The organism is Saccharothrix sp. NBAS 001, assembly GCF_056640475.1.
In genome coordinates this window covers 5,431,341-5,446,213 of the sequence record NZ_CM153251.1, presented here as the reverse complement: position 1 = coordinate 5,446,213, position 14,873 = coordinate 5,431,341, and the positions used below count along the sequence as shown (strand labels likewise).

At 74.3% G+C, this 14,873-nt stretch carries 13 protein-coding genes; 3 read left to right on the top strand and 10 right to left on the bottom strand.

Going from position 1 to position 14,873, the window contains the following annotated elements:
- Positions 1–88: 88 nt before the first annotated feature.
- Positions 89–1,489, top strand: coding sequence for an MFS transporter (locus AC0HI0_RS22640; protein ID WP_480925498.1), 1,401 nt, complete (start codon positions 89–91; stop codon positions 1,487–1,489).
- Positions 1,486–2,415 carry an isopenicillin N synthase family dioxygenase gene (locus AC0HI0_RS22635; RefSeq protein WP_480925497.1) on the top strand — a complete coding sequence of 310 codons (930 nt, stop codon included), beginning with the start codon at positions 1,486–1,488 and terminating at the stop codon, positions 2,413–2,415. Before AC0HI0_RS22640 ends, AC0HI0_RS22635 begins: the two co-directional genes overlap by 4 nt.
- Positions 2,416–2,526: 111 nt before the next feature.
- On the opposite strand, the gene AC0HI0_RS22630 is transcribed toward AC0HI0_RS22635, so the two are convergent.
- The 4 genes from AC0HI0_RS22630 to AC0HI0_RS22615 all read right to left on the bottom strand — a co-directional run bounded on the left by AC0HI0_RS22630 (position 2,527) and on the right by AC0HI0_RS22615 (position 6,126).
- Positions 2,527–2,982, bottom strand: coding sequence for a class I SAM-dependent methyltransferase (locus AC0HI0_RS22630; protein WP_480925496.1), 456 nt, complete (start codon positions 2,980–2,982; stop codon positions 2,527–2,529).
- A gap of 153 nt (positions 2,983–3,135) precedes the next feature.
- On the bottom strand, positions 3,136–4,614 hold the full coding sequence (locus AC0HI0_RS22625; RefSeq protein WP_480925495.1) for a glutamate-cysteine ligase family protein: 1,479 nt from the start codon (positions 4,612–4,614) through the stop codon (positions 3,136–3,138).
- A gap of 10 nt (positions 4,615–4,624) precedes the next feature.
- Positions 4,625–5,287, bottom strand: coding sequence for a 4'-phosphopantetheinyl transferase family protein (locus tag AC0HI0_RS22620; RefSeq protein WP_480925494.1), 663 nt, complete (start codon positions 5,285–5,287; stop codon positions 4,625–4,627).
- Positions 5,284–6,126, bottom strand: a complete 843-nt coding sequence (locus AC0HI0_RS22615) for a metallophosphoesterase family protein (RefSeq protein ID WP_480934363.1) — start codon at positions 6,124–6,126, stop codon at positions 5,284–5,286. Before AC0HI0_RS22615 ends, AC0HI0_RS22620 begins: the two co-directional genes overlap by 4 nt.
- A 203-nt stretch (positions 6,127–6,329) precedes the next feature.
- Between AC0HI0_RS22615 and AC0HI0_RS22610 the strand changes: the two genes are divergently transcribed.
- Complete coding sequence (locus tag AC0HI0_RS22610; RefSeq protein WP_480925493.1) at positions 6,330–6,902, top strand: transposase; 573 nt, start codon at positions 6,330–6,332, stop codon at positions 6,900–6,902.
- Between the two features lie 359 nt (positions 6,903–7,261).
- Here AC0HI0_RS22610 and AC0HI0_RS22605 read toward each other — a convergent pair whose 3' ends face one another.
- The 6 genes from AC0HI0_RS22605 to AC0HI0_RS22580 form a co-directional block, all read right to left on the bottom strand.
- Positions 7,262–8,434 carry a histidine kinase gene (locus AC0HI0_RS22605; protein WP_480925492.1) on the bottom strand — a complete coding sequence of 391 codons (1,173 nt, stop codon included), beginning with the start codon at positions 8,432–8,434 and terminating at the stop codon, positions 7,262–7,264.
- Positions 8,431–10,140, bottom strand: a complete 1,710-nt coding sequence (locus AC0HI0_RS22600) for a sodium/solute symporter (RefSeq protein ID WP_480925491.1) — start codon at positions 10,138–10,140, stop codon at positions 8,431–8,433. Before AC0HI0_RS22600 ends, AC0HI0_RS22605 begins: the two co-directional genes overlap by 4 nt.
- On the bottom strand, positions 10,137–10,523 hold the full coding sequence (locus tag AC0HI0_RS22595) for a DUF485 domain-containing protein (RefSeq protein WP_480925490.1): 387 nt from the start codon (positions 10,521–10,523) through the stop codon (positions 10,137–10,139). Before AC0HI0_RS22595 ends, AC0HI0_RS22600 begins: the two co-directional genes overlap by 4 nt.
- Positions 10,520–11,359, bottom strand: a complete 840-nt coding sequence (locus AC0HI0_RS22590) for a LytR/AlgR family response regulator transcription factor (protein WP_480925489.1) — start codon at positions 11,357–11,359, stop codon at positions 10,520–10,522. Before AC0HI0_RS22590 ends, AC0HI0_RS22595 begins: the two co-directional genes overlap by 4 nt.
- Before the next feature lie 32 nt (positions 11,360–11,391).
- Positions 11,392–11,700: a hypothetical protein gene (locus tag AC0HI0_RS22585; RefSeq protein WP_480925488.1), complete on the bottom strand. Its 309-nt coding sequence runs from the start codon at positions 11,698–11,700 to the stop codon at positions 11,392–11,394.
- Between the two features lie 159 nt (positions 11,701–11,859).
- Entirely contained in the window at positions 11,860–14,826 is a 2,967-nt protein-coding gene (locus AC0HI0_RS22580) for an AfsR/SARP family transcriptional regulator (protein ID WP_480925487.1), read from the bottom strand.
- Positions 14,827–14,873 lie beyond the last annotated feature (47 nt).

Sequence of the window (14,873 nt, the reverse complement as noted above, 5' to 3'; positions counted from 1 at the left end):
CCGTCGTCACCGTCGCACGGAGTGTAGTACCGTGTTCGCTGCGACTAACATTGTTAGACGCACTCGTACATCGTTAGGGGGAGGTTCGATGGGGGACTCACGGCGCTGGTGGGCGCTGCCGGTGGTGAGCGCCGCGCAGCTGCTCGTGGTGCTGGACGGCACGATCGTGAACATCGCGCTGCCCACCGCGCAGCGCGCGCTGGGCATGACCGACGCGAGCCGGCAGTGGGCGGTGACCGCCTACGCGCTCGCGTTCGGCGGGCTGCTGCTGGTCGGCGGGCGGATCGGCCGGGCCCTGGGCCACCGCCGCGCGTTCGCGCTGGGGCTGGCCGGGTTCGCCGCCGCGTCCGCGCTCGGCGGGCTGGCCTGGAACCCGCCGGTGCTGTTCGCGGCACGGGCCCTGCAAGGCGGGTTCGCGGCGGTGCTCGCCCCGGCGGGCCTGTCGCTGCTGATGATCGCGTTCACCGGGGCGCGGGAACGCGGGCGCGCGCTGGGGGTGTTCGCGGCGGTCGGCGCGGCCGGGTCGGCGGTCGGGCTGATCGCGGGCGGGTTGCTGACCGAGTACGCGAGCTGGCGGTGGTGCCTGTTCGTCAACGTCCCGGTGGCGCTGATCGCCTTGGCGGGCACGGTGTTCCTGCCGCGCGACCGGCCCGGCGGCGGCCGGCTCGACCTGCCGGGCGCGCTGCTCGCCGCCGGCGGGTTCGTGGCGCTGGTGTGCGGGTTCACCGAGGCCGAGGGGCGCGGCTGGGCGTCGCCGGTGGTGCTCGGGCTGCTCGGGCTCGGCGTGCTGGCACTGGCCGCGTTCGTGCTTGTGGAGGGCCGGACCGCCGATCCGGTGCTGCCGACCAGGGTGCTGCGCGACCGGCCGCGCGGCGGCGCGTTCGCGGCGATCGGCCTGATGTTCCTCGCGATGTTCGGCTTCTACCTGTTCATGAGCTACTACCTGCAGACCGTGCTCGGGTACCCGCCGGTCCAGGCCGGTCTGGTGCTGATCGTCAACGCGCTGGCCGCCGTGGTCGGCTCGACGCTGGTCGCGGGCCGGCTGCACGGCCGGGTCGCGCCGGTCGCGCTGATCGTGCCCGGCCTGCTCGCGGCGGCGGCCGGGATGCTCGTGCTGACCCGGGTGAGCCCGGACAGCACGCACGTCCTGGCGTTGTACGTGCTGCCCGCGCTGGTGCTCACCGGGCTGGGCCTGGGCTGCGTGCTGCCGCCGACCGCCGCGCTGGCCACCGCCGACGCGGGCGGCGACCTCGGCGCGGCCTCCGCCGCCTACCACGCGTCCCAGCAGCTCGGCGCGGCGCTGGGCACCGCGCTGCTCAACGCGGTCGCCGCCGCCACCTCCGGCGTCGGCGCGCCGCCCGACCTGCTCGTGCGCGGCTACACCACCGCGCTGTCCGTCGCCGCCGGGATCCTCCTGGCCGGCGCCCTGCTCACCGGGCTGCTCCTCGCCCGGCCCCGTCCCGTTGTGGCGAAAGGGAAAACCTCATGAACGACGACTACGTGCCGGTCATCGACCTGTCCCCGCGCGACCGGCCGGAGGGCCGGGCGGCGCTGGCCGAGCTGATCGGCCGGGCCTGCGCGACCTCCGGTTTCTACGTCGTGGTCGGGCACGGCGTGCCGGCCGGGCTCGTGGACCGGATGCACCGGGTCACCGACGAGTTCTTCACCCTGCCCGACGCGGCCAAGGAGCTGGTCGCGACCAGGCCCGGGGTGTCCGGGTTCCGCCGCTCCGGCGGCACCACCGCGCGCAGCCTCGACCAGGACACCCCGCCCGACCTGTGCGAGGCGTTCGGCGTGCACGCCACCGGCGAGCTGGACGACGCGGCCCGCGCCGCGCTCGGCGACTACCCGGCCACCTGGCAGCTCGCCAACGCGTGGCCGGAGCACCCGGCGGCGTTCCGCGCCACCTGGCAGGAGTACCTGGCGGTGGTCGCCGACCTCGCCGCCGACCTGGTGCGGCTGTCCGCCCGCGCCCTCGGGCACCCCGAAGACCACTTCGCCGGGCGGTTCGACCGGCACGTCTCCTCGCTGGTCGCCAACTACTACTACCCGCAGGTGCGCCCGCCGCTGCCCGGCCAGCTGCGGCGCGGCGCGCACACCGACTTCGGCGCGCTCACCGTGCTGTACCAGGAGCACGACCAAGGCGGGCTCCAGGTGCTCGACGGCGACCGCTGGCGGGACGTGCCGGCGACCCCCGGCGGTTTCGTGGTCAACATCGGCGACCTGATGGCGCTGTGGAGCGGCGGCCGGTGGGTGTCGACCATGCACCGCGTGGTCAACGCCGAACCCGGCGCGCCGTCGCGGATCTCCATCCCGCTGTTCTTCCAGCCCAACCACGACGCGCCCGGCGACGGCCGGGTCACGGCGGGGGAGTGGATGGCGGCCAAGACGGCCAAGCTGTTCGCGGCGGGCTGACCGCGGGCACCGGGCGCGGCGGTCGTCCCGCCGCGCCCGGCGGTGGTCACCGGGGCGGTGCCGGGGGCCGGCGGGCGAACAGGATCGCGCCCGGCTTCGCCGCGTCCGGGTTCAGCAGGTGCTGGGCCTCCACGGTGAAGCCCGCACCGCGCAGCCAGTCGGCCACCCGGGCCGGCCGGCGGAGGTACCCGCGGACCCGTCGCCGGGCCCGCTCGTCGGCTCGTCGCCGACGTGGAAACCCGCGGCCGGCACGCCGCCCGCCCGCAGCACCCGGTGGAACTGGCCGAGCACGCCCGGCACCGCCTCGTCCGGGACTTGGATCAGCGACCACCAGGCGAGCACGCCGGCCAGGGAGCCGTCGGCCAGGTCCAGCTCGGTCATCGAACCGACCTCGAACCGCGCGCCGGGGTGCTCGCGGCGGGCGATCCCCACCATCGCCGGCGACAGGTCGATGCCGAACGCGTCCGCGCCCAGCTCCCGCAGCAGCGCGGTGGTGTGCCCCGGCCCGCAGCCCACGTCGGCGACCGGCCCGCCGCCGATCGCGCGGACCAGGTCGGCGAACAGCACGACCCCCGCGCGGACGTGGAGCAGCCTGTCGAGCAGGTCCCGGGTCTGCTCGGCCTAGCCGGTCGCGTCGGCGTCGTACAGGTCCCGGGTCGCGGCCGGCCAGGTCATCACCGGACCGTAGCCCGCTCGGCCGGGCACCGACAGGGTGCCCGCCTACCCCACCGGCCAGGTGTGCACGGGCTCGTTGCTGTGCATGAGGTCCCGGTAGGTGCGCAGCATCCGGCGCAGCGCCTCGGGGCGGTCCAGCGAGGAGTGGTCGTAGTGCCGGTGGAACGTGCGGGCCTGCCAGGTCGCCCCGTTCACGCCGCTGAGGCAGCGCTGTTCGATCACGCCCAGCAGCCGGTCCCGTTCGGACTGCTCGACCCGCAGCTTCACCAGGCCCTCGTGCGCCAGCGGGAGCAGCCGGCGCAGCACCAGCTCGGCCACCGGCACCGTGCCCAGGCCGGGCCAGTACACCTTGGCGTCGATGCCCTGCCGCGCGCCGGAGGTGAAGTTCTCCTCGGCCGCGCTGAACGACATCTGCGACCACAGCGGACGCTCCTCCTCGGCCAGCATCCGCACCAGGCCGTAGTAGAACGCCCCGTTCGCCAGGGTGTCCAGCACGGTCGGCCCGGCGGGCAGCACCCGGTTCTCCACCCGCAGGTGCGGCTCGCCGCGCACCACGTCGTACACCGGCCGGTTCCAGCGGTAGATGGTCCCGTTGTGCAGCCTCAGCTCGCCGAGCGCCGGCGTGTCGCCGCGCTCCAGCACCTGCACCGGGTCCTCCTCGTCGCAGATGGGCAGCAGCGCCGGGTAGTACCGCACGTTCTCCTCGAACAGGTCGAAGATCGAGGTGATCCACCGCTCGCCGAACCACACCCGGGGCCGCACGCCCTGCTCCTTGAGCTCGTCGCTGCGGGTGTCGGTGGCCTGCTGGAACAGCGGGATCCGGGTCTCTCGCCACAGCTCCTTGCCGAGCAGGAACGGCGAGTTCGCGCCCACCGCCACCTGCACCCCGGCGATCGCCTGCGCCGCGTTCCAGTAGGACGCGAACGCGTCCGGCGGCACCTGGAGGTGGAACTGGGTGGACGTGCAGGCCCCCTCGGGCACGACCGAGTCGGCCGTCATCTGGAGCTTCTCCACGCCGTCGATGGCGATCTGCAGGTCCTCCCCGCGCGCGGCCAGCACCTGCTCGTTGAGCAGCGCGTAGCGCGGGTTGCCCGACAGCGCCTCCAGCCCCATGTGCCGGGCCTGCAACGTGGGCAGGATGCCGATCGTCACCATGTGCGAGCCGACCTCGCGGGCCTTGCGCTCGGCCTCGTTGAGCGAGTCGCGGACCACCGACTCGAACTCGCCGATCCCGCCCTCGCCGAGCGGCCGGGGCGCCACGTTGATCTCCAGGTTCCACTGGCCCAGCTCGGTGACGAAGTCCTCGTCGGCGATCGCCGCCAGCGCCTGCGCGTTGCGCATCGCCGGGTCGCCCGCGTCGTCCACCAGGTTCAGCTCGATCTCCAGCCCGGCGGTCGGGCGCTCGAACTCGAAGCGGGACTCGCTCAGCATCCGGGCGAACACGTCCAGGCACCGGCGCACCTTCGTGCGGTACCGGGTGCGGTCCTCGCGGGTGAACTCGTGCCGCGCCACCTCGTCGCCCATGCGGTTCCTCCTAGGTCGTCAAGGCAGGTACCGCGATAGCGGTCACCACAAACCCCTCCCGCGCCAGCCAGCGACCCGTGAACCCGTCCAGCGGCACCCCGTCCACCACCGGCGGCTCGATCAGGATCCGCGCGGTGAACGTCCCGTCGTCCGGGTTCAGGGTCACCTCCGCATCCTCGAACCCCAGCCACGTCCGCGCCAGCGGGAACCACGCCTTGTAGACGGTCTCCTTCGCGCTGAACAGCAGCCGGTCCCAGGACACCTTGTCCCCGGCCGCGCCCAGCGCCCGCACCATGGTCAGCTCCGGCGCCAGCGCGATGGCCTCCAGCACGCCCGGCGGGGTCGGCTCGTTCGGCTCGGCGTCGATGCCGATCGTCCACACCTGGTCGGTGCGCCCCACGGCCGCCGCCCGGTAGCCCTTGCAGTGCGTGATGCTGCCCACCACGCCCGCCGGCCACGTCGGCGCGCGGCTCTCGCCGGGCAGCAGCGGCACGGGCGGGAAGCCCAGCCGGCCCAGCGCGGTGCGCGCGCAGTGCCGCCCGGTGGTGAACTCCCGGCGGCGCTTGTCGACGGCCTTGGCGATCAGCTCCTCCTCCTCGGGGAACAGCTCCGCCTCGTGGTCCTCGAACGTGTCCTCGGCCGCGACCTGGTCCGGCAGGATGTCGGTGATCACCTGGCGTCGTCCTCCCTGAGCACGTCCAGCAGCGGGGCCTGCGTCCAGCCGCGGGGCTGCCACTCGCGCGGGTAGCCCAGCGACACCTCGTCGAACCGCACGCCGTCCTTGCGGATGGTGCGCGGGATGTGCAGGTGGCCGTACACCATCACGGCCGCCCGGTACTTCAGGTGCCAGTCGGCGGTGTGCTCGGTGCCGCACCACAACGCGAATTCGGGGTACCGCAGCACGAACGTGGGGTCGCGGACCAGCGGCCAGTGGTTGATGAGCACGGTGCGCAACGACTCGTCCACGGAGCGCAACCGGCGCTCGGACTCCTCCAGCCGCGCCGCGCACCACGCCTCACGGCTCGGGTACGGGTCGAAGTGCAGGAAGTACTCGTCGGTGCACACCACGCCGGCGTCCTGCGCGACGGTCAGCGCGGACGCCTTGTCGGTGGTCCCGGCGGGCCGGAACGTGTAGTCGTACAGGGTGAACAGCGGGGCCACCGCGACCGGGCCGCCCGCGCCCTCGAAGACCGCGAACTCGTCCTCCGGGGTGAGCACGCCCAGGCTGCGGCACAGCTCGACCAGCTGCTTGTAGCGGACCTCGCCGCGCGACTGGGCCGGGTCGTCCTTCACCGTCCACAGCTCGTGGTTGCCCGGCGACCACACGACCTTGCGGAACCGCTTGCGCAGCTCGCCCAGCGCCCACTCGACGTCGGCGAACTTCTCCGCCACGTCACCGGCCACGATCAGCCAGTCGTCCGGCGAGTGCGGTCGGATGGCCGACACGAAGTCGCGGTTCTGCTGATAGGTCACGTGCAGGTCGCTGGTGGCTAGCAGGCGCGGCGTCACGATCCGAGGGTAACCGCCCCGGCACGGACCGAGAGGCGTTCCCAAAACCGACCGCTCGCCCGTTCGTCGCTCCAGGGGTGCCGTTGGGCAGCTTCGGGGGACCCGCGGGACGCTTGCTCTTCCCGTTCGGCGGGAACGTGGTTACCCGTGAGCGGCCGGCTTCCTAGCGTGATGGGCATCACGACAGTCCCCTGGCGGAGGACCCGATGAGCAACTACGCACGACCCGCGCAGCCGTTCGGCCGCACGGTGGGCGCCGAGATCGCCCGACAGGCCCAACAGCACACCTACCCGGCCGTAGCGCCCCGGCGGGACGAGGCGGCGTTGGCGACTCTGCTGCGCGCCCGCCAGCGCGGCGACGCCCAACGCCAGGAGCCGTGGGTGCGCCGGGCCCCGGAAGCACCCCCCAAGCCGCCGCACGCGGACGTGATCGAGCACCTGGCCAACCGCCTGGTGCCGCCCGCCCTGTGGGCCGCGGTGGAGCCGCTCATCCCGCCCGCGAAGGTGCGCCGCCAGGGCGGCGGCCGGGGCCGGGTGTCGGACCGGGCCATCTTCACGGCCATCGTGTTCGTGCTGACCAGCGGCTGCGCGTGGCGGCACCTGCCGGCGACGTTCGGCGTGACCGTGCCGACCGTGCACCGCCGCTTCCAGGAGTGGACCGACGCGGGCCTGTGGCTGCGGCTGCGGCGGGTGGCGGCGGAGAGTTCGGCGACCGACGCGGAGTGGCTGCGGCTGGTGCTGGACGCGGCCGAGCGGCGCGGCACCCGCGCGGCGGGCTAGCCCCCCACGGGAACGACGGCGGGTGGCCGGGCGTCCGGAGTTGGACCGGGGTCCCGTACCCGCCGTTCGCCCGGCAGGAGCCGGCCACCGTGCCGGAACCGCGCCCGCGCACCCGTCCACACCGGCCTGATCGGGCCGACCTCCCGCGCCGCGTTCGGCGCGTGGGTGCCGGCCCGGCTGACCGCCGCCGGGTCAGCCCTCGGCCGCATGGCAGGCGTCCCGGCTCGCCGGGACGTCGGTGAGCGCTCGGTCCGGGTGCGCCCGGACGGCGTCGTCGGTCGAGTCGGCCGACTCCGAGGCCCGCCGGTCCGCGCTGACCGGCCCATCGCCCGCGCGGGCCGCCGGGGCGGCACCGGGCTTCAGGCGTGCACGCCCGCCTGGTACTTCGGCACCCGGACGCTGACCTTCGTGCCCAGCCCCTGCGCCGTCTCCACGACCAGCCCGTAGTCGTCGCCGTAGCAGCGCCGCAGCCGCTCGTCTATGTTGCCCAACCCGATCCCGGCGGTCTCGCCGACCTGGCCCGCCAGCGTGCGGCGGAGGGCTTCCGGGTCCATGCCGATGCCGTCGTCCTCGATCGTGATGTGGGCCTCCTCGCCCGCGTCGGCCGCCAGGATCGTGATGTGGCCCGGCCCGACCTTGCCCTCCATGCCGTGCCGCACGGCGTTCTCCACCAGCGGTTGCAGGCACAGGAACGGCACGGTCACCGGCAGCACCTCGGGCGCTATCTGCAAGGTCACCTTCAGCCGCTCGCCGAACCGGGCGCGTTCCAGCGCCAGGTACTGGTCGATCGACCGCAGCTCCTCCGACAGCGTGGTGAAGTCACCGGCCCGCCGGAACGAGTACCGGGTGAAGTCCGCGAAGTCCAGCAGCAGCGTCCGCGCCCGCTCCGGGTTCGTCCGCACGTAGGAAGCGATGGCGGACAACGAGTTGTAGATGAAGTGCGGCGAGATCTGCGCCCGCAGCGCGCGCACCTCGGCCTCCACCAGCCGGGTGCGCGACCGGTCCAGCTCGGCCAGCTCCAACTGGCCCGACGCCCACCGCGCCACCTCGTTGGTCGCCCGCACCAGACCCGCCGACGGCTCCCGGCTGTAGGCGGCCAGCACGCCGACCACCCGCCCCTCCACCGTCAACGGCGCGAGCACGGCGGTGTGCACCGGGCAGTCCGGTTCGTCGCACGCGATGTCGAACGCCCGGGTCCGCCCGGTCGCGAACACCTCGGCGGCCAGGCCCATCGCGTCGGACGAGTGGTGGTCGCCGCTGCCCTCCCACGCCACCACCTCGGTCTCGTCGGTCAGCGCCAGCGCCGGGGTGCCGAGCAGCGTCCGCAGGTGCTTCGCGGACTTCTTCGCCGCCTCCGGCACCAGCCCGGCGCGCAACGGCGGCGCGGCCGACCACGCGGTGTGCAGCGTCTCGAACGTGATCCGCTGCTCCTGGGTCAGGAAGTCGTTGCGGGTGCGGGAAGTCCACCACAGCGTGATCACCACGGCGAGCCCGGCGAGCAGGATCGCGCCCGCCGTCCACACCGCCGTCACAACCGGTCCTGGCTGCGCAGACCCAGGTTCTCCGGCGCGTGCAAGCGCACCATGACGTGGTTCACCCCCGGCGGCACCTTGCGCGGCGTCACCAGCGACACCGCGTACATCACGACGAAACCCAGCGGCACGGTCCACGCGGCCGGCCGGGCCAGGAACACGTTGCCGCCGCCCGCGCTGATCGTCACCAGCCCGGCCACCAGCGCCGGCACCCCGCCCGCCAGCATCCCGGCGACCGCGCCGACCGTGCTGACCCGGGTGCTCCAGATCCCCAGCACCAGCAGCGGGCACAGCGACGACGCGGCCACCGCGAACGCCAACCCCACCATGTCCGCCACCGGCACCTTGCCCACCAGCCACGTCATGCCCAGCGGCACCAGCACCGCGAGCACCGTCGACACCCGGAACCCGCGCACGCTGCGCAGCCGCAGCACGTCCCGGCTCAGCACGCCCGCCAGCGACACCATCAGGCCCGACGACGTGGACAGGAACGCGGCGAACGCCCCGCCCGCCACCAGCGCGCCCAGCAACTGCCCGCCCAGGCCGTCCACCAGCCGGCTGGGCAGCACCAGCACCACCGCGTCGGTGTCGCCGGTCATCAGCAGCTCCGGCGTGTACAGCCGGCCCAGCGCGCCGTAGATCGGCGGCATCAGGTAGAAGATCCCCAGCAGCCCCAGCACGATCAGCGTGGTGCGGCGGGCCGCGCGGCCGTTCGGGTTGGTGTAGAACCGGACGATCACGTGCGGCAGCCCCATGGTGCCCAGGAACGTCGCGATGATCAGCGAGTACACCGCGTAGAGCGGGAAGCTGTCGCCGCCGCGCGTCGGCAGCGCCCACGTCTCGTTGGTGTTGAACGGGATGGACGACACCCGGGGCACCGCCGCGCCCTGCGGGAACACCAGCCGCGACCCGGCCGCGATGGTGTGGTCGCCCTCGGTCAGCACCTTCGAGCCGTCCACGCGCCGCCCGTCGACCGACCCCGAGCCCCGGAACACCACCGGCTCGTCCACGTGCACGGACGTGTCGGTGTCGAAGGAAACCGTGGTCTCCTGCGGGAAGACGGGCAGTTGCGGCCCGGTCAGGTCGCGCGCGCCGTGCGCCTGCCACGCCATCACCAGGAACACCACCGGCACGGCGATCGCGGTCAGCTTGAGCCAGTACTGGAACGCCTGCACGAACGTGATGCTGCGCATCCCGCCGGAGATCACGTTCGCGGTCACCACCACCGCCACGACCAGCGCGCCCACCCAGTCCGGCGCGCCGGTCAGCGTGTGCAGCGTCAGCCCCGCGCCCTGCAACTGCGGCAACAGGTACAGCCACCCGATGCCCAGCGCCAGCACGCTCGCCACCGCGCGCACCGCCGCCGACCCGAACCGCGCCTCGGCGAAGTCCGGCAGCGTGTACGCGCCGCTGCGCCGCAACGGGGCCGCCACCAGCGCCAGCAGCACCAGGTAGCCGGCCGTGTAGCCGACCGGGAACCACAGCATGTCCGGGCCGTGCGCGAAGACCAGCCCGGCGATGCCGACGAACGACGCCGCCGACAGGTACTCGCCGCCGATCGCGGAGGCGTTCCACCACGGCGAGACCGTCCGCGACGCGACGAAGAAGTCCGAGGTGGTCCGCGACACCCGCAGCCCGTACGTGCCCACCAGCATCGTCCCGATCGCGACCACCAGGACCGCGATGATGCCGTAGGTACTGCTCACGAACGCTCCACCAGCTCGGCGAACTCCCGCTCGCCGCGCTCGGCCTGCCGCACGTAGAACCAGCCCGCCGCGACGAACACCGGGAACACCAGGCCGCCCAGCAGCAGCCACGGCAGCGGCAGCCCGAACAGGCGCTGCGCGGCCACCGCCGGCGCGAGCGCGAACACCAGCGGCAGCGCGGCGACGCTCCCGCACACCACCGCGCACAGCAGCAGCCCCAGCCGCCGCTGCGTGCGGATCAGCGAACGCATGTAGACCGCGCCCAGCTCGCTCTGCTCGTCGATCTCCCGCGACGCCGGGTACGGCCGGGGCGCGCGCGGGGCCCGCGTGCGCGGGCTGGTCACCACCACCCGCTGGGTCGGCGGCCGGCCGGGGGAGGTCACGACGGCTGCCGGTTGCGGCGCACCAGCAGCTGGCGCAGGTGCCGGGCGTGCCGCCGGCTGACCGGCAGGACCGCGCCGCCGATGTTGACGCTCAGGTGCCCGTCCTCCAGGCGCAGCTCGTCGATGTGGCCCAGCGACACCAGGTGGCTGCGGTGGATCCGGACGAACCCGGCCGACCGCCAGCGCTCCTCCAGGCCGTTGAGCGCGGCCCGCACCAGCCCGCTGCCGGTGGCCGTGTGCAGGCGGGCGTAGTCGCCGTGCGCCTCCACGTACCGGATGTCCGCGAGCCGGATGAACCGGGTGATCCCGCCCAGCTCCACCGGGATCACCTCGTCACCGACGTCCGGGGCCTTCTCGGTGGGCGCGGGCGCGACCGGCTCGGCGCCCTTGGAGTCCAGCACCTCGTGCACGATCCGGTGCACCGACTCGGCCAGCCGCTCCGGCCGGACCGGTTTGAGCAGGTAGTCCAGCGCCTTGAGCTCGAACGCCTCGACCGCGGGCTCCTGGTGGGCGGTGACGAACACGATCGGCGGCGGCTGCGCGAACCGCGACAGCACCCGCGCCAGGTCCAGCCCGTCCAGGCCGGGCATCCGGATGTCCAGGAACACCGCGTCCACCGACTGGCCCGCGTCCATCGCCCGGTGCAGCGTGCGCAACGCCATCGTCGCGTCCGTGACGCCCTCGACGTGCGCCACCCGGGGGTCGGACCTCAGCAGGTACACCAGGTCGTCCAGGGCAGGCGCCTCGTCGTCCACCGCGAGCACCCGCAGCGTGCGCTCCAGCGCCCCACGGCGTTCCGGCCCTTCGCAGGTCGGGCACGGCAGTCCAGACGTCATGGGAATCCAATGCGGGTCGACGGCGTCGGCGATTAGACCATTGGACGGTCATCCTCGCCCCTCGGGGCAGCCGAGGGCAATGACCGTCGAGCGGCCCTTACATCACCGAGCGTGACCTCCAGTTCGAGGAACGCCTCCTCGGCCCGCCGGGCCGCCAGCGCCACCGACGCCGCCGCCGCGACCCCGCCCCACCTGCGGGTCGGCTCGCGCAGCTCGGACACCGCCTCCGACCAGCGGTTGGCCAGCCGGGCGAGTTCGGCCAGCCGGTCGGCCAGCTCCGCCGCCGAGGTCGGCACCCCTTCGGGGATCCGCGCCGGGCCGCCGTGCGGATCCGAATCCATACCCAAGCCCCCGAGTCGCCCCACAAGTCACGTCGGTACCGCAATGCCCCATGCTCCCGCCGTCGCGCCGGCAAGGTCAACGTGTTCTCGATTGGCCGGCGCGCGGACGGGACGCGGACGGGGTGCGGACGGGGTGCGCCGGCGGCGCGGATCGGGAGGTCAGTCGAGTTCGGCGAGCAGGCGCTCGGTCTGCGCCGCGAGCCCGGCGAAACCGGTGCGCGCGGCCAGCTCGTGGCCGACCCGGGCGTGCCGGGCGGCGTCCGCGCGCCGGCCGTCCGACGCCAACGCCCGCACCAGGTGCAGGTGCGCGCAGGCCACCCCGTAGCGGTAGTCGCAGGCCGTGGCCAGCTCCAGCGCGCGCAGGTGGGCGGCCACCGCCCGGCCGGGCTTGTCCAGGTGGCACAGCACCAGGCCCAGCGCGTTGTGCACCTCGCACTCGATCCGCGGGCTGCCGCCCAGCTCCTGCACCAGCGCCAGCGACCGCTGCGCGGTGCGCAACGCCTCCGGGTGCTCGCCGCCCAGGCACAGCGCGGTCGCCAGGTGCGCCATCCCGTCCGCGCGCGCGTGCCGCGCCCCGGTCCGGTACCAGTCCGCCAGCGCCTGCCGCAGCAGCGCCACCGCCCTCGGGTAGTCGCCCGCGGCCGTGTGGCAGCGGCCCAGCAGCGCCGCGCACGACGCCACCATGTTCACGCCCTCCGCCGCGCGCGCCAGCTCCAGCCCCTCCGCCAGCAGCGCCTGCGCCCGCCGGTGGTCGCCGCGCATCAGGTGCAGCGCGCCCAGCCCGGCCAGGCCGCCCACCCGGATGTGCGGGATCGACGGCAGCACCGAGGACAGCTCCATCATCCGGGCGAACGCCTCCGACGCCGCCGCGAACTCGCCCAGCTCCAGGTTCACCACGCCGTCCAGGCCCGCGTGCAGCCACAGCGTCCGGCCCGACGGCGACGCCTCGCGCAGGTAGCGCCGCGCGGTGCGCAGGTTCCCCAGGTTGCGGTGCTCGGCCGCCAGCCACACCAGCATCGACGTCTCGGCGTCGGCGGCACCGGCCCGCCGCGCCGCGCCCAGCGCCGCGGTGATCGCCCGGACGAACTCCACGTGGTGCCCGTGCGTGCCGAAGTACCCGCTCACCGCGTCGATCAGCTGCCACGACAGCTCCGCCGGCCCCGCCGTCGCGCAGTGCTCGGTCGCCGCCAGCACGCTCGGCCGCTCGGCGGTCAGCCACGCCCGCGCCGCGTCCGCCGTCATCGCCGCGCCGGTCGACGGCGCGGCCGGCGGCCGCAACTCCGGGTACAGCACGTCGCCCACGTCCGCCGCGGTGCGCAGGTACCACTCGAACAGCCGCCGCCGCGCCGAACCCTCGTCCTCGCCGGCCGCCGCCGCCCGGTCCGCCGCGTAGTCGTGCAGCAGGTCGTGCACCGCGAACCGGTCCACCCCCACCCGCTGCACCAGGTGCGCCGACGCCAGCTCCTCCAGCAGCCGGCGGGCCTCCGCCTCCGGCGCGTCCAGCAGCGCCGCCGCGCCGAACGCGCTGAAGTCCGGGCCGGGCGACAGGCCCACCAGCCGGAACAGCCGCGCCGCCGCCGGCCGCAGCGCCGCGTACGACAGGTCGAACGCCCGCCGCACCGCCGCCGTGTCGTCGTTGTCCACCGCCAGCGCGGTCAACCGGTCACCACCGCGCAGTTCGTCCACATAGGACGCGATGTCCGCGTGCGGCAGGCCCACCAGGTTGCCCAGCGCGATCCGCAGCGCCAGCGGCAGGTACCCGCACAGCCGGGCCAGCTCCGCGATCGCGTCGAACTGCGCCATCGCCGCCTCCGGCCCGAGCGAGCGGGCCAGCAGCTTCCACGCCTCGTCGCCGCGCAGCACGTCCAGCCGGACCAGCGTGGCCCGCAACGGGTCGCGCAGCTCGTTGCGGCTGGTGATCACCACCGAACAGCCCGGCTCGCCGGGCAGCAGCGGCAGCACCTGCTCCACCGACGCGGCGTTGTCCAGCGTGATCAGCACCCGCCGGCCGCGCAACCGCGCCCGGTAGCCGCGCACCAGGTCGTCCTCGTCCACCGGGATGTGGTCCGCGCGCACCCCCATCGCCCGCAGGAACCGGGCCAGCACGGTCGAGGTGTACAGCGGCGGCGACGTCGAGTGCCCGCGCAGGTTCACGTACAGCTGGCCGTCCGGGTAGCGGTCGCGCACCGCGTGGCCCACCGACGTCGCGAACGCCGTCTTGCCCACCCCCGGCGGCCCGCACACCACGACCGTCGCCGCCGCCCGCGCCAGCAGCCCCGTCACCCGCGCCAGTTCCGCGCCCCGCCCCACGAAGTTGCCCACCGGCGCGGGCAGTTGCGACACCGGGGCCCACGCGTTCACGGCCGGCTGGTGCAGCGCCGGGTCACCGGTCAGGATCGCGTGGTGCACCGAGCGCAGCCCGTCGCTGGGGTCCACGCCCAGCTCGCGCGCCAGCGCCGTGCTCGCCTGCCGGTAGGCGTCCAGCGCGTCGGCCTGCCGGTCCGCCCGGTACAGCGCCACCATCAACTGCGACCAGAACTGCTCGCGCAGCGGGTGCTGCGCGGTCAACCGGCGCAGGTCGGCGATCACCTCGTCGCAGCGGCCCAGCCGCAGCTTCACGTCGATCAGCTCCGAGGTCACCCGGAGCCTGCGCTCCACGAGGTTCGACGCCTCGGTCTCGTGCAACGACTCCGACGGCACGTCCGCCAGCGGCGAACCCCGCCAGTGGCCCAGCGCCTGCTCGAAGACCGCGCACGCCCCGGTGAAGTCCTCCGCCGCCACCCGCGCCGCGCCCTCCTCGGCCAACGAGTCGAACCGGTGCAGGTCCAGCGCGTCGTGCGGCAGGTCGATCCGGTAGCCGGTCGGGGTGGTGTGGATCAGCTGCGGGTCGCCCAGCGCCCGGCGCAGCCGCATCACGTAGACGGGCAGGGTCTGCGCGGCCCGGTCCGGCGGCGTCTCGCCCCACACCCGGCGGATCAGGTCACCCGCCGGCACCGAGCGGTTCGCGCCCAGCAGCAGCGTCGCCAGGACGATCCGGTGCTTGGCGGCGGTGATCGGGACGATCCTGCCCTCCCGGCGGACCACCAGCGGCCCGAGCACGCCGAACTCGTCCTGCGACAGGGTCAACAGCCTCCGCTCCCTCCCGACGTTGACATGCTGGTACCCCGGTCCCG